Source organism: Bacillus sp. Marseille-P3661, assembly GCF_900240995.1.
Lineage (GTDB): Bacteria > Bacillota > Bacilli > Bacillales > Bacillaceae_J > OESV01.
This window is the reverse complement of record NZ_LT965953.1, coordinates 288862-312688: the sequence shown is the minus strand read 5'-3', so window position 1 is coordinate 312688 and position 23827 is coordinate 288862. Positions and strand designations below refer to the sequence as shown.

Annotated in this window: 25 protein-coding genes; 6 read left to right on the top strand and 19 right to left on the bottom strand. The window is 34.9% G+C overall.

The annotated features are described in order from the left end of the window. Window positions 1-26: 26 nt before the first annotated feature. Window positions 27-941: a proline dehydrogenase family protein gene (locus C1724_RS01420; protein WP_102344973.1), complete on the bottom strand. Its 915-nt coding sequence runs from the start codon at window positions 939-941 to the stop codon at window positions 27-29. 104 nt (window positions 942-1045) lie between these two features. On the opposite strand from C1724_RS01420, the gene C1724_RS01415 reads away from it, so the two are divergent. Together C1724_RS01415 and C1724_RS01410 are read left to right on the top strand one after the other, a co-directional pair. After that, the gene (locus C1724_RS01415) at window positions 1046-1318 is read left to right on the top strand and encodes a hypothetical protein (protein ID WP_102344972.1); all 273 of its coding nucleotides are present in this window, start codon (window positions 1046-1048) and stop codon (window positions 1316-1318) included. A 14-nt stretch (window positions 1319-1332) separates the two neighbouring features. Next, window positions 1333-1692: a spore coat protein gene (locus tag C1724_RS01410; protein ID WP_102344971.1), complete on the top strand. Its 360-nt coding sequence runs from the start codon at window positions 1333-1335 to the stop codon at window positions 1690-1692. A 425-nt stretch (window positions 1693-2117) separates the two neighbouring features. Here C1724_RS01410 and C1724_RS01405 read toward each other — a convergent pair whose 3' ends face one another. The 6 genes from C1724_RS01405 to C1724_RS01380 all read right to left on the bottom strand — a co-directional run bounded on the left by C1724_RS01405 (window position 2118) and on the right by C1724_RS01380 (window position 8585). Further along, on the bottom strand, window positions 2118-4040 hold the full coding sequence (locus tag C1724_RS01405) for an LTA synthase family protein (protein WP_102344970.1): 1923 nt from the start codon (window positions 4038-4040) through the stop codon (window positions 2118-2120). Between the two features lie 522 nt (window positions 4041-4562). Beyond that, window positions 4563-5417 (bottom strand): hypothetical protein, encoded by an 855-nt coding sequence (locus C1724_RS01400; RefSeq protein ID WP_102344969.1) that lies wholly within the window; start codon window positions 5415-5417, stop codon window positions 4563-4565. 147 nt (window positions 5418-5564) lie between these two features. Further along, complete coding sequence (locus C1724_RS01395) at window positions 5565-6185, bottom strand: HAD-IA family hydrolase (RefSeq protein ID WP_102344968.1); 621 nt, start codon at window positions 6183-6185, stop codon at window positions 5565-5567. A gap of 149 nt (window positions 6186-6334) precedes the next feature. Beyond that, window positions 6335-7744, bottom strand: coding sequence for an MDR family MFS transporter (locus C1724_RS01390; protein WP_308410482.1), 1410 nt, complete (start codon window positions 7742-7744; stop codon window positions 6335-6337). Between the two features lie 168 nt (window positions 7745-7912). Beyond that, window positions 7913-8185: a YuzB family protein gene (locus C1724_RS01385; protein ID WP_258000253.1), complete on the bottom strand. Its 273-nt coding sequence runs from the start codon at window positions 8183-8185 to the stop codon at window positions 7913-7915. Between the two features lie 106 nt (window positions 8186-8291). After that, the gene (locus C1724_RS01380; protein ID WP_102344966.1) at window positions 8292-8585 is read right to left on the bottom strand and encodes a DUF3219 family protein; all 294 of its coding nucleotides are present in this window, start codon (window positions 8583-8585) and stop codon (window positions 8292-8294) included. A 399-nt stretch (window positions 8586-8984) separates the two neighbouring features. Between C1724_RS01380 and C1724_RS01375 the strand changes: the two genes are divergently transcribed. From C1724_RS01375 to C1724_RS01365, 3 genes are all read left to right on the top strand, one after another. After that, a complete protein-coding gene (locus C1724_RS01375) occupies window positions 8985-9218 on the top strand; it encodes a helix-turn-helix transcriptional regulator (RefSeq protein ID WP_102344965.1) in 234 nt (77 codons plus the stop codon). Window positions 9219-9336: 118 nt separating this feature from the next. Then, window positions 9337-10110, top strand: a complete 774-nt coding sequence (locus C1724_RS01370) for a class I SAM-dependent methyltransferase (RefSeq protein ID WP_102344964.1) — start codon at window positions 9337-9339, stop codon at window positions 10108-10110. A gap of 577 nt (window positions 10111-10687) precedes the next feature. Then, the gene (locus C1724_RS01365; protein ID WP_102344963.1) at window positions 10688-11992 is read left to right on the top strand and encodes a hemolysin family protein; all 1305 of its coding nucleotides are present in this window, start codon (window positions 10688-10690) and stop codon (window positions 11990-11992) included. A gap of 220 nt (window positions 11993-12212) precedes the next feature. On the opposite strand, the gene C1724_RS25375 is transcribed toward C1724_RS01365, so the two are convergent. Next, window positions 12213-12389 carry a hypothetical protein gene (locus C1724_RS25375; RefSeq protein ID WP_180994087.1) on the bottom strand — a complete coding sequence of 59 codons (177 nt, stop codon included), beginning with the start codon at window positions 12387-12389 and terminating at the stop codon, window positions 12213-12215. Between the two features lie 156 nt (window positions 12390-12545). Next, window positions 12546-12884 (bottom strand): DUF4363 family protein, encoded by a 339-nt coding sequence (locus C1724_RS01360; protein WP_180994086.1) that lies wholly within the window; start codon window positions 12882-12884, stop codon window positions 12546-12548. 90 nt (window positions 12885-12974) lie between these two features. Here C1724_RS01360 and C1724_RS01355 point away from each other — a divergent pair, with 90 nt between their 5' ends. Next, window positions 12975-13841, top strand: coding sequence for a DUF421 domain-containing protein (locus C1724_RS01355; protein WP_102344961.1), 867 nt, complete (start codon window positions 12975-12977; stop codon window positions 13839-13841). Between the two features lie 77 nt (window positions 13842-13918). On the opposite strand, the gene C1724_RS01350 is transcribed toward C1724_RS01355, so the two are convergent. The 10 genes from C1724_RS01350 to C1724_RS01305 form a co-directional block, all read right to left on the bottom strand. Then, window positions 13919-14026, bottom strand: coding sequence for a YjcZ family sporulation protein (locus C1724_RS01350; RefSeq protein WP_102344960.1), 108 nt, complete (start codon window positions 14024-14026; stop codon window positions 13919-13921). A gap of 165 nt (window positions 14027-14191) precedes the next feature. Then, entirely contained in the window at window positions 14192-15820 is a 1629-nt protein-coding gene (locus C1724_RS01345; RefSeq protein WP_374703411.1) for a Na/Pi cotransporter family protein, read from the bottom strand. 323 nt (window positions 15821-16143) lie between these two features. Then, on the bottom strand, window positions 16144-16740 hold the full coding sequence (locus C1724_RS01340; RefSeq protein WP_102346685.1) for an SAM-dependent methyltransferase: 597 nt from the start codon (window positions 16738-16740) through the stop codon (window positions 16144-16146). 879 nt (window positions 16741-17619) lie between these two features. Beyond that, a complete protein-coding gene (locus tag C1724_RS01335; RefSeq protein WP_180994229.1) occupies window positions 17620-18732 on the bottom strand; it encodes an MBL fold metallo-hydrolase in 1113 nt (370 codons plus the stop codon). Between the two features lie 73 nt (window positions 18733-18805). After that, complete coding sequence (locus C1724_RS01330) at window positions 18806-19093, bottom strand: rhodanese-like domain-containing protein (protein ID WP_102344958.1); 288 nt, start codon at window positions 19091-19093, stop codon at window positions 18806-18808. A 411-nt stretch (window positions 19094-19504) separates the two neighbouring features. Then, window positions 19505-19822 (bottom strand): rhodanese-like domain-containing protein, encoded by a 318-nt coding sequence (locus tag C1724_RS01325; RefSeq protein ID WP_102344957.1) that lies wholly within the window; start codon window positions 19820-19822, stop codon window positions 19505-19507. Window positions 19823-20066: 244 nt separating this feature from the next. Continuing rightward, entirely contained in the window at window positions 20067-20720 is a 654-nt protein-coding gene (locus tag C1724_RS01320) for an RraA family protein (protein WP_102344956.1), read from the bottom strand. A gap of 184 nt (window positions 20721-20904) precedes the next feature. Continuing rightward, on the bottom strand, window positions 20905-21630 hold the full coding sequence (locus C1724_RS01315) for a FadR/GntR family transcriptional regulator (protein ID WP_102344955.1): 726 nt from the start codon (window positions 21628-21630) through the stop codon (window positions 20905-20907). Window positions 21631-21859: 229 nt separating this feature from the next. Next, on the bottom strand, window positions 21860-23356 hold the full coding sequence (locus tag C1724_RS01310) for a tripartite tricarboxylate transporter permease (RefSeq protein ID WP_102344954.1): 1497 nt from the start codon (window positions 23354-23356) through the stop codon (window positions 21860-21862). A 12-nt stretch (window positions 23357-23368) separates the two neighbouring features. Further along, window positions 23369-23818 carry a tripartite tricarboxylate transporter TctB family protein gene (locus tag C1724_RS01305; RefSeq protein ID WP_180994085.1) on the bottom strand — a complete coding sequence of 150 codons (450 nt, stop codon included), beginning with the start codon at window positions 23816-23818 and terminating at the stop codon, window positions 23369-23371. Between the last annotated feature and the right edge of the window lie 9 nt (window positions 23819-23827).

The following is a 23827-nucleotide window of genomic DNA, read 5'->3' as shown; positions in this document are numbered from 1 at the left end:
AGTCTGTTTTTATTTTAAAGGAACCTTTATTTAAATAAGCCTCTAAGCACAAACGCCACATTTGCTGGACGTTCGGCGAGCCTGCGCATAAAGTACCCAAACCAATCTCTGCCATATGGTACATAAACGCGCATTTTATAGCCTTCTAAGACGAGCTTTTCCTGCAGCTCAGGACAAACTCCATAGAGCATTTGAAATTCAAATTGATCATATGGAATTTCATATTCATCAACAATTTCTTTTGTATAATTTAAGATTTTCTCATCATGGGTGGCGATCGCAGTGTAACTTCCGTTCAATAAATGAGTTTTAATTAACTTTTTAAAATTTTCATCAACATCAGCTTTTTTCGGGAAAGCTACCTCCTCTGATTCCTTATATGCGCCTTTTACTAAGCGCAAATGAGGATATAATTCACTCAATGCACTGAGATCAGATTCAGCTCGATATAAATATGCCTGCAGCACCGTTCCTAAATTGTCATACTGGGTTCTTAATAGCTTATAAATATTTATTGTTCGTTCATATCGTGAATAGTCTTCCATGTCAATCGTCACAAACACACCATGTTTCGTGGCACATTGAAGAATGCGAAACATATTAGCAAGTACGACTTCATCTGAAATATCTAGACCCATCGACGTCAGTTTTACTGACAACTGTGCACCTGAAACCTCTTTAGAAATTTGCTCAATCGCTTTAATGCACTCATTCGTCCGCTCTGTGGCTTCCTCAACACGATCCACAAATTCACCCAAATAATCAATTGTTACATCCTTGCCACTCTTATTAAGCTGCTTTGTAACCTCGACTGCCTCATAAATCGTCTCACCTGCTACAAATCTATGTCCTCCAAATCGTAATCCATACTTTTTTGCTACTTTTATAAAAAATTTGCTTTTTGATAGGCCTAAAAAGATCCTTCGCAATATTCGCTCCATTATAATCTCCCCTTTTTTGCATATTCATCAATCCTTCGTGGAAAGATAAGGCATGTATATGTAACGTAATGTATTTGACGATTCTGAAGGAGGGCAAACATAACATGCAACAACAACCACAAAATACACAAAACCAGCAACAAGGCGTCATGCAGCAACCACCAACAGTCATCACAACAAAAGATGAGCTTTATATTAAGGACATGCTGTCATGGAATTTATTAGCTATGAAAAAAGCGCATTTCTACGCAAATCAATGTACAGATCCCGATGTTAAAGCAGCTCTTGATCAAGCTGGGCAAATGCACCAACGCCATTATCAGAAAATCCTTGGTCATCTCCAAAATCCAAACCAACCTACACAACAAATGCAATAATTGGAGGGTAAAAAATGAACCAAAATAATCAAAACCAAAATCAAATAAAAAATCCTAAATCCCCTGAAGGGCCAAAAACCCCAATGATGAATGACCGTGATTTTGCTAATGATATGTTAACAACAGGCAAATACATGACTGATGCATACAGTACGGCACTAAATGAAGCAAGCCATGAGCAACTCTACCAAGATTTGGCGTTAATTTTTAAAGAAACCCAAGATTGTCAGCGAAACTTCTTTAATCTTATGTTTCAAAAAGGCTGGTATAAACTTGAAGCTGCACCACAACAAAAACTTCAACAAGATTATCAGCAGTTCCAAGGATACGCTACAACGCAATTCCCATACACTAATAATAATATGATGCAATAATGAAATATGTTAGGTGTTCTTAAAAATTAGTGAATACTTAGGACCTTTTGGGTAGCAATTTTAAAGATTCACTATATTAATAAATAAAACGAGAGCAGGCTCCTGTGTAATATCCACTAGAGCCTGCTCTCTTTTTTATATTCTAGCTTAATATTTGCTAGCTTTTGGATTTTATCTGCGACTTTCTAAATATATCTGCCACTATTCACAGTATTTCTGCAACTTTTAAAATATATCAGCAACTGATAATTAAAATCAGCAAAACTCTACCTTGCTTAGTTAAGTAAATTAGACTAGCGCAAGTCCAGGGCAAGGCGCTGATTTGACTTGGTTCATAAAAGCCTATTGCTCCGGCGCAACTTCCTCTAATCAGGTCTAGTCCGTACAAAATGAACAAAGGCGCGGTCTCAGACCACGCCTTTGTGTTATTCTTCAGGATTATTCGAATCTGATGATTCTGCCTGTACTACGCCACCTTCTGATTCTAGCTGATCAATAAAGCGTAATAAATCGCCTTCGATTACCTTATCAGAAAGTTCTAATGCGCGTTCTGTTTCTTCTGTATATGTTTCACAGAACTTATCGTCCGTTGGCATTCCATCAATTTTGCGGTAGCATGTTCCTTCCGTATATAGATATTGCTTTGTCACAAAACCGCCATCACGGAATACTACCAATTCTTCACGATTTTCGTTGAATAAATCTTCACCAAATTGAATATCCTTATCCACTTCAATTCCAAGTAAGTTTAAAATCGTTGGTTTTAAATCAATTTGACCACCAATTGTGTGCAGTGTTTCCCCTTCCATTCCAGGGATGTGAATAATTAATGGTACCTTTTGTAATTGTGTAAATTCATATGGTGTTACTTCCTTACCAATCACACTAGCCATTGCCTTGTTATGGTTCGCAGAAATTCCGTTGTGGTCACCATACATCACAATAATTGAATCTTCATATAAGCCGCTTTCCTTAAGTTTTTCAAAGAAAACCTTCAATGATTCATCAAAGTAACGGATCGTTTGAACATATCGATTAACTGTACCACTATTTGTTTCAAGTGTTGGAATCATGATGTCTTCTTCATCTAAAACAAACGGATAGTGGTTCGTTAATGAAATAAACTTGGCATGGAACGGTTGATTCAAGCTTTGTAGTAACGGTATCGATTGTTCAAAGAACGGAATGTCCTTCAAACCATAGTTTACAGAATTTTCTTCTGTTACATCAAAATACGTTTCATCAAAGAAATAATCATATCCTAGCGATTGATACATTAAATCACGGTTCCAGAAACTCTTATTATTTCCATGGAACGACGACGTTGTATAACCATTTTCCTTCAAAATTTCAGGCAATGCATAATATTCATTTTGCGCATTTGTAGTAAATACAGATCCTCGTGATAACGGATATAACGAGTTATCTACTAAAAATTCTGAGTCGGACGTTTTACCTTGACCTGTTTGGTGATAGAAGTTATCAAAGTAAATACTTTCATCAATTAATTGATTTAAGAACGGTGTTACTGGTTGACCTTCAACCTCGAAATCAATTACAAAGTTTTGTAGTGACTCCATTGAGATGATAATAAGGTTTTTATCCTTTGCAATACCTGTTAGCATATTGTCTTGTTCAAAACCATCATTCGTAAAGTTTTCAACTTCAATAATGTCACTGCCTTCAGCAAGTGCTCGCTGAGCCGATGCTTTTGAATGCATAAAAAGATCATATACATGGTAATTATAAACACCAAGATACTTTACAAGCATTTCTCGGTCAAATGTTCTTGTTAATAACTGCGGACGCTGTGTTTCAGCTAACAGCACATTAAAAACAATTAAACCAATTGAAACAAGCACAAGGAAACGTTGTGCTAACTTAGGAAATGTTATAGATTTAATTTCATTTTTCCTAGCAACTAAAGCTAAGACTAAAATATCAAGAAAAAATACTGCATCCCATGGCTCCATTAAGCCTTGAGCACTTCCGCCTAAATCACCAAAGTTCTTAAATTGTAATAAAACTGGAATGGTGATAAAGTCATCAAAAAATCGATAATATACAAGGTTCGCATAAAGAACGAATGTATAAACAAAACTCATAAATAAAATAGTTCGTTTGCTTAATTTTTTTCTAAATGCAAATCCTAATAAAAACAATATAATTATTGAACCGAGCGGATTTATGAATAAGATGAACTCTTCCACCATATTTTCTAGTGGTAGGTCAAAAATAAATCGACTAATTAAATAAGCTTTGATCCACAGTAATAATACCGTTACCCCAAGAAACTTATGTTCTTTATTAAAATGAAAGCTTTTTATTTTGTTAATGATGCCTTTCATTTTAGTATTCCCCCTTCACTTTCTCTATATCTCTAACTCTTATATCATCCATTTGGAATATCGAACCTTTCAAATAAACATATAATTTAACGATTTTGAGTATTAGTTGAACAATTTTCACATACTATCGTTTATAAAATTAATTAGGTAAGCAGTAAAAATAAAATTGTTCAATGAAATGTATATTACTACTTTCTTTTTAAAGATGCAACTAAATCTTATTGCAACTTTGTCAAATCATGGTATACTTTTACATTTATTACCTCCTCGATACCTTGTCTATTTTTTCACATTATTATTAGACGTTTGAGTAGCGAAAAGGTTTCATGTTTACATAAGTTTTTCGTCATTTACTACCTCATTATGACCATAATTTATAAGATTAAGACCTTTTACCTAATTGCGCAAATATAATAATTACCAATACATATTTTGTCCAAAAGCAGTGTTTTTCGCTGTAGAATGACAGAAAAATTAAAATAGCCCCGATGGAAGTTTACCACCTGGGGCTTCATTATAACTTTATTTAAAGGAATTTCCTTTGGTTTCATACTTTAGTCCGAGATAGTCTTCCACAACGACATGTAGCTCAGCATTGTCTCCAGCATCCTCCCCAAGATTCAGCATTTCATGATAAGAAATTCCCTCATTATATGGGTCCGAATGGTGGTTAAAGTTTTCTTTTAATAAATCCCATTCTTTCGTTAGCTTTCCATCAACATAAATGAAAGCCTTGGCGGTTTTTATTTTAAGATCCTTTCTATTTTCTGAAAAGATAAACTCCTGGTCGATATGATTTCCTATATCGATATTCATATCAAACCGACCATTCCCAATCGGATGTAAAAAGGCATGGATATTCATTCGTGAATATAATTGCTCTTTAAAATTTAACCGCAACAATTCTTCGCTTCTTTTACCCTCTTCAGAGATTGCCACAATTTGTGTTTCATAATTCCCTTGAAGAGGAAACGTGCGCTCTATAGAGTAGTTGAGACCATTATTATTTTTCACTTCTAGTTGAGACCAATTTGGCTCGCTTTCTTCACGATATAGAAGCATAACTTTCTCTTGCTGCCCTAGTTCTCGCAAACTCCATTGTATACTTACATCAATTGTATTTTGTTTTAGGTCAATATCAGTAATTTCATAGTTCTTTACTGGAATCCATAATTGTTCTTGCAAAAATTCATCCAATTTTGTATGCACCTGTGAAGATACATCCTGAACGGAAAAGTCAACATTTTGGATTTCATGCTGCAAATTATCAAGCACGTACATTCTTTGTTGCAAATCTGAGATCTTGTTATAATTTATTATCGAAAAAATAATAAGAATTCCAACAGCAACACTTAAAATTATTTCTCGTTTTGTCAATTCTCTTCCCCCTCTTGTCGGTTGAATGGCTATTGACCTTTTCAAACTTTGGAATCATAGCATTTTACCCGGTCACACATAGTTCACTATGATATGTATGCACCGCGATATCTTTCCAATTTACTTTCCTATAATCCTTGCATTCTCCTAAACTATTTTTAAAATATCTGCTGGGTTATTAACCATATATTCAGGCTGGCTTGATTGAATCACTTCAACATCATCATAGCCCCACCCAACCCAAATCATTTTAATTCCGGCTTTTTTGCAAGCTTTAATATCTCTCTGTTCATCACCTACATAAATAACCTCAGATGCTTTCAATTTGTGATTTCTAAGAAATCTTTTGATCAATCGATCTTTTCCAAAAATTCGATTTGAGCATAGAATTGAGGATATCCCTCCAATTTTGTTACGTTCTAATATTTCAATAATATTATCCTGTGAATTAGAGGAAATAATTGCGATTTTGTAACCTTTTTGCTTTAGTGCACATAATAATTCATCGATACCCTTAAACAGCTGAATTTGATCTAACGATTGTCGATATAATTGAAATAGCTGTGGTAAGAGAAAGGGTAGTTTGTACAAAGGGAATTGCAGCTGTTTCGCGCGCTCTTTAATCGATAATTTTTTTAACATTTCTAAGTCATCTAAGCTTATTTTTTTATATTGGTGCTTGTCAGCAAGTGCATTATAGGCGGCAATAAATACTAGTTTCGAGTCAGCAAGCGTTCCATCAAAGTCAAAAATAACGTATTTTAACATTATTGTACTCCTTTACCACTCAAGTATATTGTAACATTTGAAATTTTCATTGCATTCATTACATCTTCACATAATATTCAACTAAACATGGCGATGTTAGTTTTAAATGAAAAAGGCGCCCTACAAACGTAGAAACGCCGACATTCTATTTAATTTGCATACTCCTCTGCTCGACGTTTTGGAATCCAAACGGTGACAATAAGACTAATCACACTGATAATTGCTGAAATCACAAAAACAGTATGCAAACCATTTGCGATAAGCTCAGGTGCATTAGTAGTTGCACCATTTTGCATACTAATCGTGTAATGCATGGCAGCGCCCAGTATAGCTACACCAATAGTCTGCCCTAATGTCCGCAATAATGTATTCAAGGAACCTGCCGAGCCGCGCATATTCATTTGAACGGATGATTGTATGATAACCGTATAAGCAGTTGTTGCAAATCCGAAACCAAGCCCCGTAACAAGAATAATAATAACGAGTAGCCACATTGGTGTTGACGGCACGACCATCATTAAAAAGCAGGATCCAACCGCTATCAAACTTGCGCCCAAAAGCGCGATATTTTTTATTCCGAAACGGGGTATTAACCTACCGCAAATCATTGCCCCTGCAGGCCAGCCAATACAAAGTGGAATTAACGTAAAGCCTGACGATGTGGCCCCCATTAACAAAACGTTCTGAGTCCATAATGGCAGGTATGCCGTAAGGCCGATTAAAATAATACTTGTTAAAAATCCTCCTGTAATTGGGATCGCTACATCTTTATTTTTAAATAATCCAATCGGCATCATCGGTTCTGGATGCTTAACTTGAATTATGAAAAATAAAATAAGAAAAATGAATGCGGCGCCAAACAACATATATAGATTGGCAGAGCTAACTGAAATACCAACACCCTCTTCATTATTTAACGTAAGCATTGCAAACAATAATGCTGTGATTCCAATCGTAAAGGTTACCGCGCCACCGTAATCAATTTTGCGTTTCCGTTTTTCCACCGTCTCTTTAAAATGTTTTGCAATCATCCACATAGAGATAAACCCAAATGGGATATTGATAAAAAAGATCCAACGCCATGATAAATAATCTGTTAATAGCCCACCAACTAAAGGACCAAATATGCCAGCAATACCCCACATCGAACTAACCAGCCCTTGAACTTTTGCTCGTTGTTCGAAATTAAAAGCATCGGCAATAATTGTAAAGGTTACCGGATTAATGGCTCCCGCACCAATACCTTGCAGGGCTCGAAAAAAAATAAGCTGCTCCATGTTTTGTGAAAAGCCGCATAAAGCCGAACCTATAAGAAAAATCGTAACGCCCATTATGTAAACTTTCTTTCTTCCGATAAGATCAGCCAGTTTCCCCCATATTGGTGTCGTCACGGCTGTAGTGAGCAAGTAAATTGCAAAAACCCAACTCATCAGCTCGAAACCGGACAAATTCTCTACAATTTGTGGCATCGCAGTACTTATAATTGTAACTTCAATTGCAGCTAGAAATGTTGATATCAATAAAGCGATCATGATCTTGCGCTGAACTGCATCCATCATAAAAATCCTCCCCTCATCTCCCACTATTTTACTATTTTCTGAAACTTTTTAAATCAAAAAGTTTCAGACGAGTACATAATATTTATTAATTTGCTTAAAACAAATAAAGCCGGGAAGCTATTAGACTAGTTCCCGGCTATTTGAAAGTCCGACTATATATTTTTTAACTTAAGTTTTGGGCACAATTTGTTTTAGCTTTTTTAATAATTCGCTTGAATTTCCAGCTTTAACCATTTCACCATCGACGATGGCATAGGGTGTTTGACTGCAAATTTCGCATTTACTTTGACATTGATACTCTTTATACATCACATTTTTTTGAGTTAAAAATTCATTATAAATGGACATATTCTCTTCAATAAGGAAACGATCCAGATTTTTCTCACAAAACTCAATTTGCACTTTTTTATTTTTTGCTAATAGGTTTGTTATAAATTTCACGATTAAACCCATCCTTTTGAAAGATGTACTATTGAAAGTATAACATACCTTTTAAAAACAGCCGTAATGATTTCTTCTCAATATCCAACGTTCTGTATGGGATGGATTACTTCTCGATCAATTCTAATTTAAAAACACCAACCGCGTCCTCTTGGTATAAGTTGGTAATAGATGTTGAATAAGAGGAAATTTCAGCATTAAACTCAATTCCCCGTTCAGGTACATTTACAATAAAATCATTGGTATATAGCATAGTTGTAATGGTATGATACTCACTACTTTTTACTTTAAAATCAAATCCTATTTTCAGACGATTAACCCCGGTTGGCCCTTCAACCATTTGCTCGTAAAAATTAGTAGTTTCGATAGTAACACCATTTATGATGACAGCTTTAGTCACTTTTATATTCCCCCTGTTTTATATAGGCTCCTAACGGTATCTTAACAATACCATTGCTGAAATACAAAACTTTGTATTATGATGAGATAACTATCATAAATTGTGCAAATTAACAAATTATGATACCTTTCTTTTTCTATTATCCATAGAAGACAATTTGATAGTATAATAACAAAATAGTAGTATTGTTTTAACGGCAATGATAATTGTCACAGACAATGTTATTGAATACTTGCAGAATAATGAAATGATATAAGTGCCAATTGAAAGTTTGACGCTCTTAACTGAATCGGAAGTTAGAATAAAACGATGAACTCTAAAATAAATGACCAATCATAGTAATCTATTGTCACTATTTGTGACTCTTTTATACGTACTAGCATGAAAGGAGATTTTCACATGAACAAAGATATTATTAAATTTATACGACAAAAGTACAATATGACACAACGTGAATTTGCCAAAACAGTAGAATGCAGCTTTGCTCTCATTGCCCTAATTGAAGTTGGTAAAAGAAGAGTTACCGATAATCTAGAAGCAAAAGTTAAGGATGCATTCAACCTGAATGATGAACAATTATCATCAATCGCAACTATGGTTGAGCAACTACGTCATGGTTTACCGCCAATGTGATATCTATCATTTTTGCTAGATTAGTAGTAGATTTGTTTATTATAGCATCAGATCATAAATCTGGTGCTTTTGTGTTTTTTACAAATGGTATCTAATCTAAAAAAGGAGCGAGTTAAGTATGTCACAAATTGAACATTCAAAGGACCATTGGGATGCAAATTTTTATGATAGCAATCATTCATTCGTTTCGAAGTTCGGTTCTGATTTAATAGAATTATTGGCACCTTTAGATGGTGAGCAAGTACTAGATATCGGCTGTGGAACAGGAGACTTGGCCGCAAAGCTAACTAAACTTAATGTCCATGTTACTGGTATTGATAAATCGGAAAATATGATTTTACAAGCACAAAACAAATATCCACATTTAAACTTTTCTGTAAAAGATGTATTAAGCTTAGATTATTATAATAAATTCGATGCCGTTTTCTCTAATGCAACACTGCACTGGGTTAAATCACCCAAACAGGCACTACATAGTATTTATAATAGTTTAAAATCTGGTGGAAGATTTGTTGCAGAGTTTGGTGGAAAAGGGAACGTTATTTGTATTACTAATGCAACTATACATGCAATTGAGACTAACGGAATAGAATATGATGCAGAAACCTTTCCGTGGTATTTTCCTAGTATCGGCGAATATTCCTCTTTAATGGAAGAAGTCGGATTTAACGTAAAATTTGCACACCATTTTAGTCGCCCAACACCTTTAATAGGCGAAGAGGGTTTAAGGAATTGGATCCAAATGTTCTGCGGCAGTATGCTCGAAGATATCCCAGAAGAAAAAATGGAACTTATATTTTCTACGATTGAAGACAGTCTAAGAAGTGATCTGTTTATTGACGGTACTTGGGTCGCTGATTATCAACGAATTCGTGTGATAGGAGTAAAATAACGCAGACTTATAAAAGCTCTTCCCTGTAGTAATCTAGGAAGAGCTTTTTTTAATGACTGACATAATAAACACTTATATTACTTCACGTTAAAAAATACTTAGAAATTTTCCAATTACCCCGAACACAAACAATATTGTTAAGTTTAGGAAAACAATTATTATCATATCATCAAGTTCTTCATCCATTACTGTCTCCTCCTAATACCATCCCTAATAATAATTACTATTGCTTTCTATTTAATATATTTGGACAAGTTAACTAATATGAAAAAATCTGTATAAATACTACTAAATAACTAACAAATTTATTCCACCACTAAAATCTGAAACCTTTTATTTAAAATGACCGTAATAAACAATGTCTATCGCTTGCTTAATTTCAATTTATAACCAATTGGAGGGATAATAGATCACAGTATAAGATGCTTTCCTGAATTTTTGAATTGACTATTTTTAAACTGGGCACAATTAAAGTAAAAAGAACTTTATCCTTTGAGGAAAAATCACTAAGAACCAGAAAAATTTATTTTCTATTTATACAGGAGGTGTATGTCTTACTATATGGTAAGACTACTCATTGACAACAATTAATTTACTCTTAATCGCATTATTAATTGCTTTAACAGCATTCTTTGTCGCAACCGAATTTGCTATTGTGAAAGTACGTATGTCAAGGATTGACCAACTTATTGCTGAAGACAAAAAAGGCGCACTTGCTGCCAAAAGAGTAGTATCTCACTTAGATGAATATTTATCTGCTTGTCAATTAGGTATTACGGTGACAGCATTAGGATTAGGTTGGTTAGGTGAACCAACTGTTGAAGAACTATTACATCCATTATTCAAGAGCTTGAATTTAAATGAGTCTGTGACACATATTTTATCTTTTGGAATCGCTTTTGCTCTTGTAACCTTTTTACACGTTGTTGTAGGTGAATTAGCACCGAAAACAGTTGCTATTCAAAAAGCAGAAACGATTACAATCTTATTTGCAGGTCCAATTATTTGGTTTTACAAAATCATGTATCCGTTCATTTGGCTTTTAAACGGTTCTGCACGATTGCTTGTTGGCATCTTTGGATTAGAACCCGCTTCAGAGCATGAGGTAGCTCACTCCGAAGAAGAGCTTAGGATATTATTATCCGAGAGCTATAAAAGTGGTGAAATTAATAAAAATGAATTAAAGTACGTGAACAATATTTTTGAGTTTGATGAGCGAACAGCTAGAGAAATTATGGTTCCTCGTACTGAAATCGTCGTGATTTCGATTGATGATACCTTTGATGATGTTATTAAAGTAATTGAAAGTGAAGGCTATACACGATATCCTGTGGTGGTAGACAGTGATAAAGATAATATTCTAGGTTTTATAAATGCAAAAGAACTTTTGACTGCGAAAATCATGAATAAAACCACTGATAAACAGTCATTTATTAAGCCGGTAATTCGGGTTATTGATACGATTCCGATTCACAACTTATTAGTCAAAATGCAAAAAGAGCGCATCCACATCGCCATTTTAATTGACGAATATGGCGGTACGTCTGGATTGGTTACGGTCGAAGATATCATCGAAGAAATTGTTGGTGAAATCCGAGATGAATTTGATGAAGATGAAATTCCAGAAATTCGTAAATTAAAAGAAGGACACTATATATTAGACGGAAAATTACTGGTTGAAGACGTCAATGACTTATTAGGAACGAATTTATCTGAAGATGAAGTAGACACAATCGGCGGTTGGTTTTTAACACAAAATTTCGATATTAAAACATGGACTGAAATCGAAACGGAAGGCTATCTATTCAAAGTTCATGAAAATGACGGCCATCATATTCATTATATAGAAGTCAAAAAAATAGCAGATAAACCATACATATAAAGTGAAACTACCATTAGTGGGGAGAATTCCCGAAGGTATGTCCTACATCCCCACTAATGCCCAACCATCAAATATCAGCCACTTTTAGGTTATATCTGCAACTTTTGGTATATATCTGCCATAATGAATCGTATATCTGCCACTTTCTACATATATCAGCAACTAATAAGCATTCTCAATTAAGTAGTTGAATCCAAATAAAAAAGATCCCAAAAAGGATCTATTTTAATTGTTCTAACATCTTTAAAGCTCCGGGTGAGCCATTTTGAATACAGCGTTTTCGGAAATCTTCTTTCAGTTTGTCATCAAGTTTCTCATACAGCCAAATTGCTTTGATTTTGTCTGCAGTAATAATCTTTCTATAAACTTTTGAAAGCTTCCTATCGTCTAATGTCATACGGAACGGACAAGCTCCTTTCAGGTGGTTATAGAAATAGAAATTCTTATTACTTAGTATTATATATAATTTTCAGACAATTTTCCAGCAATTATTAAAAATTTATTATCTTGCCAATAAGAAAAGGCGCTCTCGATTAAGAACACCTCTAATACATCATAATGAATAAATTTCGTTTATAATGGCTTTAATAGTCGCAAGCTCTAATTTAGCTTCAGTTGCATCCTCTTCCTCTATAGTAATAAACAGTCTGTTAATACTTTCAACTATTCCTTCATACTCTTCCTCATCACCTAGCAGTTGGATTTTCCACTTATGACTTTCATACAAGCTTTTCAGCTCAGTAACTTCAGACTTTAAAGAATTCCATTCTTCTTGATCCATTAATTGTTCTATTATATTGATCTTTGTAAGGAAGACGTTCTCTCCATTCCAGTTTGAGCAACCTGATAAAATGAGCAAAATCAAAATAATCACTAGACTTTTTTTATACATCGTTGCCACCCCCAATGATTGCATGTTTAACCTTATATTACCCAATACTAATAAAAGCTTACTCATATCATACAAATGGAGGATTTATAAGTGCCAGAGTTTATATTAATTTTAATTCGTTCAGTCGGTGCTTTCCTTTTATTATTGATCATGACACGCATAATGGGAAAAAAGCAGCTTTCACAGCTTACTTTCTTCGATTACTGTGTAGGCATTACAATTGGTTCTGTCGCAGCAACAATGTCGGTCGATCAAAATGTTAAAATTATAGATGGCTTAGTTTCATTAGCCATTTGGGGTATATTTCCTGTTATCTTAGGGATTATTGGCTTAAAGTCTCGAAGTATTTTACGGTTAACAGATGGAAGACCCGCTATCATAATAAAAAATGGGAATGTGCTTGAAAAAAGTATGAAAAAAAATCAATTAGCGATAGATGAGTTAATGATGCTATTAAGAGAACGAGGGGTTTTTAAAGTCGCCGATGTTGAGATGGCCGTTTTAGAAACAAACGGTGAATTGAGTGTAATGAAGAAAATAGACCAAGCACCGATTACACCACACATTTTAGGGATGGCACTTGAACAAGAACATGCTCCAACTCTTTTAATCGTAGATGGAAATATTTTAAATAAAAACCTCTCGACATTAGGATATTCGCATGGATGGTTACTTCAAGAAATTCAAAAACAAGGAGCTGCAAATTTTGATGATGTATTTTTGGCACAAGTAGATTCAAAAGGTAATCTTTATGTTGATTTATATAATGAAACGATTAAAGACAAGATGATTGAACAAAGGCCATCATTAGCAGCTACTTTAAGGAAATTACACAACGATTTGGATAGCTTTTCTCAGCAAACCAAATCGATTAACGGAAAAAATTTGGAGCATCAGCAAGCAACTGTTTCTAAGTTGAAGGATACGATTAATTCTATATTGCCGTATTTTCAATAGTTATATAAAAGAATAAATATGTAGAAGTGAAAAAGAGCCATATAAGTGGGCTCTTTTTTCGAATAGCTATTAAAGGTTTAGCAATAGAATGATGCACCAACAATAATTAAAAGGATAAATAACACAACAATTAATACAAAGCTATCGTTGTAACCTCCATAACCATATCCATACCCGTATCCCATAGAAGATCACCTCCATTGTTAAGGTTATAGTCCATGTTATGTAAACTTTAATGACCTTGACAGAGACAAAAGTACAAATTTTAAAAAAAATCTCTAACAATAGCACTTTAAAGATGGTGAAGTTTCTCCTAAAAAAAACATTCCTTCAAAGAAGGAATGCTTTGTTTAGCTTGGCGTGTCTCCCAAAACAGATTCAGCGATATTCACTGCATGATCCCCAATCCGTTCAAGGTTACTTGCGATATCCACAAAAATTACACCTGCATCACCTGTACAAACACCTTCGTTCATACGGCCGATATGTGTTTTCCGTAATGTACGTTCCATTTCGTCGATACTTTTTTCTTTTATTAAAACTTTTTTCGCCAGTTCTTTATCATTGTTCATAAGTGAATTTAATGCATCTTGTAAGGTTTCTATCGTAAGATTAAACATTTCATTTAATTCACCTATGGCTTCTTCAGAAAGGTTAACCCTTCTTGCTAAACGAAGTTCAAGTAATTCTATAATATTTTCCGTGTGATCTCCTACACGTTCAATGTCTCTGATTGTATTCATTAAGCGATTATGCTCTTCTGAATCAGCTGCTGATAATGACTTTCTTGATATCTTTACAAGGTATTCAGTGATCTCTCTATCAAATTTATTAATGGCCTCTTCATATTGCATAGCAAGCTCTGCATGTCTTTTTTCTTTTGTATTTAAAAAGTGGATAGATTCAGAAACGGCATTACCCGCGTATTCACCCATACGTTTAACTTCTTCTTTTGCTTGACCTAAGGCAATTGATGGAGATTGCTCAATGATTGCTGGATTAAGATGTTTAGTTTTTACATCAACCTGTACATCTTGTCCAGGAATAATTTTTGTAACAATCCATGCTAAAGCCGCAATAAACGGAAACTGGATAATTGTATTTGACACGTTAAAAATACCATGTGCAAACGCGATCGTCATTTCAGGATTTAAATTCATGGAAACTTGTAAAAAGCTGATAAACCTCGTATACAAACCAAGGATAATTAAGAATATGGTCGTTCCAATTATGTTAAATAAAACGTGTACCAACGCAGCTCTACGCGCAGAAATTGAAGTTCCGATAGCTGCCAATACAGCTGTTATTGTTGTACCAATATTATCACCAAATAACACAGGCAAGGCTGCTTTTATGTCTATAGCCCCTTGGGAAAATAGTTCCTGCAAAATACCGATCGTTGCACTCGAGCTTTGAACGATAACAGTAAAAACAGTTCCAACCACTACCCCAAGAATAGGGCTGTTACTCATACTAACTGTAAGGTCTTGAAATTCCTGTAACGAGCGAAGCGGTTTCATTCCGGCACTCATCAGTTCTAAACCAAAGAACAAGGCACCAAACCCAAATAATATTTGTCCAAGTGCATTTATATTTTTATTTTTAAAGAAAAATAAAAAAAGCGCACCTGCCCCCATAATGGGTAAAGCATATTCTCCAATATCAATACCGATGATAAAGGCCGTTACCGTTGTTCCAATATTAGCACCCATTATAACGCCAATAGCTTGTCTTAACGTCATAAATCCTGCACTAACCAATGCAACTGTTAAGGATGTAGTTCCCGAACTAGACTGGATTAATACTGTTATAAAAACCCCTGCTAATACGCCCATAAAAGGATTTGTAGTTAAACGGTCTAAGATGTTTCTCAAACGGTCTCCTGCTGCTATTTGGAGACCATCACCCATGTATTTAATACCAAATAAAAAAATACCGAGACCGCCAATAAAACCAAATATCATTTCTTGAAGATCCATCATTTCAACTCCCTATGCTTTCTAGCATGCTATTACTCAGTTTATTATTTTCTCTATAGACATCATCTATTCTTTTCTTATAACAACTTTCTAATTGCTCATGACTATAGAATGTCTTTAAAACTTTATGTACACTGCTCCAAACATTTTTCCACAAATTACAGCATAAACTTTCTTAAAAATAAAGTAAAGAAAAGTTTACCAAACTCTTTTCGAAAATTTTTAAGAATCCCAGTTACATTGTGTAAAGTATGAATCCCAGTTCCAACCTCTTTGGAATAAAATTTAGGCTAATCTAGTACAACCAAGAATTCTAGTTGTTTTTAGGTTTTTTGTCCTACAAACTGAATAACATGTGATAAACCATTATGCAGTTCGCCCTCTTGACGAAAAACTTCCCCAGTAAAAAAGTGTACAATCCGCCAGTCTGAAAAAGCATTTAAGAACTCTTCAGGCTTGTAGAGTAACTCAACATCCTGTGGTCCACCACTTTTATATGGCAATTGATACACCGAATATACCTCAGTAATAAAATACCCACCAGGCTTTACCGATTCCTTAACGGCTCGTAGTGTTTTTTTACGTAATTGTTCTGGAAAATGACCAAAAATACATACAAGTTCATCCCATTGCTCTTTTTCCCATTGCGCTTCATTTAAATCTACTAGTTTTGTTCTTAACTTAACCCCCCGAGTTTCAGCGAGCCTTTTCGCTTTTTCTAAACCTGATTCCGCGTAATCCCAAGCTGTTACATTCATTCCCTGTTCAGCTAAAAAAACTGCATTACGGCCCTCACCTTCTGCTATCGCAAGTGCTTCACCTTTAAGCTGAAGTTTTTTCTGCATTTCCGCTAAAAATACATTTGGATCTGTGCCATAAACATAGTTCTTATCTTGAAAAAGTTGATGCCATGGATTCATAGCCATTCTCCCTCCTTAAAATTTCATAGCTCATGCTAAAAAGTAGACTTTAGATAGATAAAATCTTGCCATAATCCCTATATATATAAATACCTATATCAGCTAAATAACTTTTGAGGTTTTAAATAACCATGTGTATCGTTTTGATGAATGATTGTAATCGTTTTTGCCATTATCTTACTCCTTCAAACATTTCCATACTTATTTGTTTACCCTGATAAGTACAAAATTATTTATGTATGAAATAACGTAATTTACCGGTCAGGGCAAATTTAGCCTTAATTACGAAAATAGTTTTTTATATACAAAAAAAAGGCTAAATAGCCCCTACAGTTTATACGCGCAGCACTTTAAATTGCCCGCCACCCAATAAATTCTTTATATAATCAATCTTCACATTATCAAAATAAGGCTTACTTGCTTCATTCACTAAAAACAGTATGCCGTCTTGTTCGATGATTTCATCTTTTTCTAAAGCTGACTCTTCCAGAGCCAGACGAAGCTGTGGCCCCCCTCAACCTATTCCCATTGCAAGCCGGATAAAAGGCTTTTTTCCTTCACTAATAACGTCCGCTATTTCTTTTTTTATGGCTGATATAGCCGGTTCTGTAACTTTTATCATAATCATTTCTCCTTATCATATAGTTGCTATCTCTTCTACGTATTGCTAGTTATCCAAAGTCATTCGAGCATGAATAGTTTCTCACTTTTTTATAATATATCGACCCGTTTTATACGACTGTCGTTATAAGTTAGACTTAGAAGGTTGGATATAGCTCTATTTTTAGTTACAGGGAACCATCATAGGTTCCCTCATTCTACTCTTTTTTAATTTATTAATTTGTATCTTTTACTTATAATAATAAAAATTTTAAAACATTATCGAACCGCACAACGATTTGGCCCAATTTCCATTTCGCGTTGCTTTTCTTCGTCAGGGTTGATTTTCCCCATATTTGTTTCACGAATTTCTTGATATGCATTTGGTTGCGGTGGTAAATTTTCAGTTACAAGCTTTCTAAATTCATTTTCGTCTTCAATGTTTAAGCCATGATTTTTAGCAAATAACGTTCCTAATCTTTCTGACACACTGCCATCATCATTTAATTCATCAATAATCATGAAGTGAGCGGGTAATACAACTAGTTCTTCTGAAAGCTCTCTGTATCGAGAGTATAAGCTTTCTCTTAAATCAGCCACCCAGTCTTCAGCCATTCCAGCTAAGTCTGGTCTTCCGATGGAATCGATGAATAAGATATCGCCTGAAAGTAAAAACTTCTCATCGACAATAAATGAAGTCGAACCAATCGTATGACCTGGTGAATATAGTGCATGAATATCAATTGCTGTTTGTCCGATTGTTACAAGATTTCCACCTTCTAAAGGCATGTAATTATATGTGATCTCTGTTGCATCCTTAGGCGGCAACCAATATGTTGCGTTCGTTTTCGCAGCAATCATTCTTCCACCTGAAATATGATCAGCATGAAGATGTGTATCAAATACATGCGAGATGGTTGCACCCTTTTCTTTCGCAAAATCAAGATAAATGTTAGTCATACGAGTGGCATCAATGATGGCTGCTTCGCCGTCCGAAACAACCATATAAGATAGACAACCTTTTCCGATGCGAACAAATTGATAAATTTCACCACCATCAGCTAAATTGCCAACCTTAACAGGCTCTAGGTGTTCACTCCAAGCTTTCATGCCGCCTTGTAAATAAGAAACGTTTAAGCCTTCTTCTGAAAGCATCTCTGCCACCATCACAGACGAGCCTTCTTTTGCACAGACTACCAATACATCCTTATCAGTAGGGATTTTATCTAAAATGGCTTCTACACCATCAAGTAATTCGAAGTATGGAATATTAAAGTAATCAAAGTTTTCCCCTTCTATTTTCCAATCTTTAAAATCAGTTTCGTTACGTACATCTAGAATAAATAATTCTTCTTTATTAAATACCTTTTTTGTTATTTCCTTTGAAGTCATTGCTTTTACAGTCACCGTTTTACCCCCAGTAGTATATAATTAGTTAAAAAAATTTATAGATTCTTTAAGCGATCTAGCCTTCCCATGAAAGCATGCCGCCTGTCATATTAATCACAGAAAACCCCTGACTTTCAAGAAATTGTGACGCCCGGCCACTTCTAGCACCAGAACGACAAACCATAATATATTCTTTAGATTTATCTAACTCATGCATACGAAATTCTAACAATCCTAACGGAATATGCATCGCACCAGGAATTTTCCCCGCTGCCACTTCCTCTACTTCTCTAACATCAATAATGTTTAAGTTTTTTCCTTCAGCTATTAAGTTTTTTATTTCACTTGCATTCATCTGTTTCATAAATTTCCTCTTTTCTATTTTTTATTACCGTACGGGGTATAATTATATCCAAAAAAAATATGTTGATATTTATTCACAAATACCACTATGGGTATAAAGGTAACTTAAAATAAAAAAAGTGTCAACCTGTTTTTATTTTAACTCTATTAAACGCTGATGTTGGATGATGATTTCTGCTCCAATCAACATCGATTTTAAAATCATCATTAAGCTTTAACTCAGCCTTATTTTTAGTTACATAAGTTAACCTTTTAATTTGAATCGAAAAGGATAACCACATGACTTATAATATACCACATAGGGTATAATGTCAACTGAAAATATAGAAACCGTTTAAGCCCATGAATATATCAGTGTATTCATGAGCTTAACTTCGTGTTTATTTCACCTTAGCATACAATGTTTAATATTTCAGTCCTTCTCCACACGATCTTTCCAATTAAGCATGCCACCAATCATATTTTTAACTTTGTACCCTTTATCTTTTAAGAACTGTGCTGCTATCCCACTGCGATTTCCAGATCGACAAACCATAATATGTTCCGTATCTTTATCTATTTCATGAAGGCGGCTCTCAATCTCCCCTAATGGAATATGAAAGGCTCCGGGTATTTTCCCCTGTGCCACTTCATCATGTTCACGAACATCAATGATGGAAACATCGCCTTCCTTTGCCTTTTTTGAAACTTCATCTGGCAATATTTCTTCGATTAATGTAGCTGAACTCATCGTATCACTCCTTATTGAAGTTATCGGTATACCAAATTAGGATTTGTTTTTAATGGTTAAATATGTTTTCATCCAATCACCAGATAAAACCAATCAAAGTTTTTAACCACAAAAAAGCTGTCAAAAAGATTAAGTCGTTTAGAAAAACACGCTAACGTTACTTAATACTTTTATGACAGCTATAGAAAAACAACTAATTATTATGTACCACAGTACCTGTCCCTCTGGCCCATGGCGCAGTCCTTTATAAAATACCAAACTTGTCAAAGATTTCTTTTATTGAAGCTCCTTTTCTCACTTCATCGCGAACTGTATTTTCTCCTGATACTTTTTCTAAAGCTTTTGCGATTACTTCATCTTCAATTTGATTTGGAACTATTACTACTCCATCGTAATCAGCGAAGATAAGGTCACCCGGGTAAACCTTGACACCGGCACATTCAATAGGAACCCGACTTTCTAGTATGATATTTCTCCCTTTACTATCACGTGGTAGATAACCAGAAGAAAAAACAGGGAATCCAAGTTCCTCTATTTTTTTCGTATCACGTATACACCCATCAACTATTGCCCCTCTTCCACCTCTAACCAGGGCTGCATTGGAAAGCAGTTCACCCCAAACAGCAGTTCGTTTCGAAGGCAGACTGACAATGTAGACATCCCCTGGCTGTATACCATCTAATGACTCTATTAATCCATCATATGGATTATCAGGAACTTCATATATATCGACTGCCAAAACCGGATAAGCTCTGCCGACAACTACCATATCTCTTAATAATGGTCTAACCGTATGATCCATCGTTTGGTTACGATAGCCTAAATCATCTAGAATATCTGCTATGACAGCTGAATATAGATGTTCCTTTAATTGGTCGAATTTATCATCTAATTTCATTACATTATCTCCCCTCAAAAAAAATATTAACTATCTTTAATTGAACCAAGAAGATACATGCTTTTTCCCGGAGATATCATGAGTTAAAATAATTTATGCTTTGTCTGTACCCCATGATCCCCGGACAAAAACATGTGTCAGGATTCTGGAATTCCCGGGATAACGTGCCCCGTGATCCACTTGCTCACAAACTACTCCCTTTCGAGGAATGGATATTTTTCGCAGTTCCTTTTATATCGTTTTCTGACTCAGTAATATGGTTCATCATTACACGTTGAGCTTTTTCTTCATCTCTATTCTTTATTGCATCCAAGATGTTTTGATGAGCCTCGATTGCTAACTTAGGATTAGCTGGAGGTGAAAAAGCTTTGCTGCGGTATTCATGTAACAAAGGAATAAAGTGGGAGTAGATTAACTCAAGACCTTGGTTTCGTGCAGCCTTAAGGATTGCACTATGAAAGGCCTCATCCTGCTCAACGATATCCTCGGATATTTCTTTATTCACAAGCTTTTTAAATTCGTCATGAATATCTTCTAATTGTTTTATCTCTTCTTCTGTTATTCTTTTCGCTGCTAATGATGCAGCTATAGGTTCAATTCCCATCCTAACTTCAATAAGCTCTTGAATTTTAAACTCATTACTTTCAAACCATTCTAAAAACTTATTTCGATCAAATTCAGCCTTATCAATAACAAAGGCACCAATTCCTCTTTTTATTTTAATAAAACCCTCTGCTTGAAGTGTGATAAGGACCTCTCGAATCGTTGATCTACTAACACCTAACTCCTCCACAAGTTGAGTCTCGGTCGGTAGACGATCACCAACTGAAATTTTTTTTGAAGTAATCATTCCTTTTAGTGTTTCATACACTTCCTCTGTTAATGGAGTTCTTGACAAACGTTTCAACATTCCATTCCACTTCCTATCGAAATTTTCCAACCTGTTTCCATTTACAACCTAAATCCCGATACAATCATACATACAAATTCTGTTCATCATCATCATTCTAAAGAAAAGAAAGTCTATCTCCGTTTTACTACAATCATATCATTCTAAATCAAAAAAGTTTCTACTCAAATACTCATGCTACGTAAAATTCCTACTGAACTTAACCATGAAACTTTAAAGTCCTAATAACCTATCCTTTATAATCCAACCCCGACGCATTTTTAGACTTTTTATGATTAGTCCAAACAGATGACACAATCGTTAAAATTGAAATAATTAAAAACGCTGCCACGATTGGACGATCGTATAAGAAAGAATAGCTGCCGTCATTTAGAATAACAGCCCGGCGGAAATTCTCCTCGGCCATCGGCCCTAAAATGATAGCTAAAATGATTGGAGAAACCGGAATATCAGCTTTATGCATAAAATAACCAATAACTCCAAAAGCAAGCATTACATATACATCAAATAATGTATTATTCATAGCATATGCGCCAACACCGCATAAAACTAGGATAATCGGCATTAAAATTCTTGTATCCAATTCTAATATTTTTGCAAACCATTTAATGAATACCAATCCAAGTATTAACATGAAGATATTTGCGAAAATCATTCCCGCGAAAAGCCCATAAACTAGCTCTCCATTTTCTGTAAAAAGCTTAGGACCTGGCTGTAAGCCATGAATTAAAAACGCTCCTAACATAACAGCAGCTGCTGCATCTCCCGGAATTCCTAACGTCAATAACGGAATCATTGTACCACCGGTAACACCGTTATTACCAGATTCAGGAGCAGCAATTCCCTTCAGTATGCCCGTTCCAAATTTTTCAGGCTTTTTGGACCATCTCTTCGCTTCATTATAACTAATAAATGCTGCCATATCAGCACCAGTACCTGGGATAGCGCCAATAAAGGTCCCTATTAAAGAAGAGCGCAGGATTGTTCCAATCAAGCCTTTACCCTCACTTAAGGTGATAAGTTTTGTTTTAACCTTTGTCAAAACTTTTTGTTTTAAATCGCCGATATTTTCCATAGCAATCAATATCTGGGCTGCCCCAAACAAACCAATCAAAACTGGAATTAAGTTAAAACCATTCATTAACTCCGTCGTTTCAAACGTGAACCGAGGAAAACCTGTCAAAGGATCCATACCAACCATCGCAATAAAAAAGCCAAAGCACGCAGCAAGCAAGCCTTTTAACAAGCTTTTTCCGGATACACTTGTAATAATACTTAATCCAAAAATCGCTAAAGCAAAAAACTCAGCAGCACTAAAATTTAAAGCTATTTTCGCTAAATAAGGTGAAAATAAAATTAAACAAATTGTGCTGATGATCCCCCCACAGAAAGAAGCAATTGTTGAAGTACTGATGGCTTTTCCAACTTCACCACGCTGCGCTAAGGGATACCCATCAAAGGTCGTAGCAGCTGCTGCCGGCGTTCCTGGAATTTTTAAAAGAATGGCTGCTATGGAACCGCCATAGATACCACCGATAAAAACTGCAGACATTAGTGTAATCGAGGCTACCGGTGTTAAACCAAAGGAAAATGGCAACAACAGGGCGATCGTCATCGTTGCTGTAAGGCCGGGCATTGACCCAATCACTATTCCGAGAAAAACCCCTGCAAATATAATAATTAAATTGTAGAATGATAGAATGGATAAAAAACCTTCTACTAACATCGTACTACCCCCTTACCAGATTCCTGAAGGTAACTGAACATTTAATAATTGATAAAATATATAATAGACTACCCCAGTTGTAACCACTGAAGTTATGATATTTTTCGCAAGCTTAATTTCCAAAACCTTAAAAAATACAAATAAAAATAGTAATGAAGAGATAATAAAACCTGCAAAATTCATGACAACATAGTAACCGATAAATAAAACAAATGTTTTCCCAACATTCCATAAGTTGGTCTTACTAAAAATATCAGAAAGACGTGACGTGTCTTTATCCTTAAAGTAAGTCGTTATTGCTAAAAGGACCGCTAAAATAATAGTGAAAACTGAGATTCCCTTCGGAAAAACAGATGGGCCAATATCATTCGGATCGTAATTTACAAAACCGCTTGATGAAAAATAGGCAAATATAGAGAGCATAATCGCAGCAATACTAATTCCATAATTAATAACTTTCATTGATCCTCT

Excerpts from the sequence above, each read along its gene's own strand:
- C1724_RS01420 (WP_102344973.1), bottom strand. The coding sequence starts at position 941 with ATGGAGCGAATATTGCGAAGGATCTTTTTAGGCCTATCAAAAAGCAAA.
- C1724_RS01415 (WP_102344972.1), top strand. The coding sequence starts at position 1,046 with ATGCAACAACAACCACAAAATACACAAAACCAGCAACAAGGCGTCATG.
- C1724_RS01410 (WP_102344971.1), top strand. The coding sequence starts at position 1,333 with ATGAACCAAAATAATCAAAACCAAAATCAAATAAAAAATCCTAAATCC.
- C1724_RS01405 (WP_102344970.1), bottom strand. The coding sequence starts at position 4,040 with ATGAAAGGCATCATTAACAAAATAAAAAGCTTTCATTTTAATAAAGAA.
- C1724_RS01395 (WP_102344968.1), bottom strand. The coding sequence starts at position 6,185 with ATGTTAAAATACGTTATTTTTGACTTTGATGGAACGCTTGCTGACTCG.
- C1724_RS01390 (WP_308410482.1), bottom strand. The coding sequence starts at position 7,744 with ATGATGGATGCAGTTCAGCGCAAGATCATGATCGCTTTATTGATATCA.
- C1724_RS01375 (WP_102344965.1), top strand. The coding sequence starts at position 8,985 with ATGAACAAAGATATTATTAAATTTATACGACAAAAGTACAATATGACA.
- C1724_RS01370 (WP_102344964.1), top strand. The coding sequence starts at position 9,337 with ATGTCACAAATTGAACATTCAAAGGACCATTGGGATGCAAATTTTTAT.
- C1724_RS25375 (WP_180994087.1), bottom strand. The coding sequence starts at position 12,389 with ATGACATTAGACGATAGGAAGCTTTCAAAAGTTTATAGAAAGATTATT.
- C1724_RS01360 (WP_180994086.1), bottom strand. The coding sequence starts at position 12,884 with ATGTATAAAAAAAGTCTAGTGATTATTTTGATTTTGCTCATTTTATCA.
- C1724_RS01350 (WP_102344960.1), bottom strand. The coding sequence starts at position 14,026 with ATGGGATACGGGTATGGATATGGTTATGGAGGTTACAACGATAGCTTT.
- C1724_RS01345 (WP_374703411.1), bottom strand. The coding sequence starts at position 15,820 with ATGGATCTTCAAGAAATGATATTTGGTTTTATTGGCGGTCTCGGTATT.
- C1724_RS01340 (WP_102346685.1), bottom strand. The coding sequence starts at position 16,740 with ATGAATCCATGGCATCAACTTTTTCAAGATAAGAACTATGTTTATGGC.
- C1724_RS01335 (WP_180994229.1), bottom strand. The coding sequence starts at position 18,732 with ATGACTTCAAAGGAAATAACAAAAAAGGTATTTAATAAAGAAGAATTA.
- C1724_RS01330 (WP_102344958.1), bottom strand. The coding sequence starts at position 19,093 with ATGAAACAGATGAATGCAAGTGAAATAAAAAACTTAATAGCTGAAGGA.
- C1724_RS01325 (WP_102344957.1), bottom strand. The coding sequence starts at position 19,822 with ATGAGTTCAGCTACATTAATCGAAGAAATATTGCCAGATGAAGTTTCA.
- C1724_RS01320 (WP_102344956.1), bottom strand. The coding sequence starts at position 20,720 with ATGAAATTAGATGATAAATTCGACCAATTAAAGGAACATCTATATTCA.
- C1724_RS01315 (WP_102344955.1), bottom strand. The coding sequence starts at position 21,630 with ATGTTGAAACGTTTGTCAAGAACTCCATTAACAGAGGAAGTGTATGAA.
- C1724_RS01310 (WP_102344954.1), bottom strand. The coding sequence starts at position 23,356 with ATGTTAGTAGAAGGTTTTTTATCCATTCTATCATTCTACAATTTAATT.
- C1724_RS01305 (WP_180994085.1), bottom strand. The coding sequence starts at position 23,818 with ATGAAAGTTATTAATTATGGAATTAGTATTGCTGCGATTATGCTCTCT.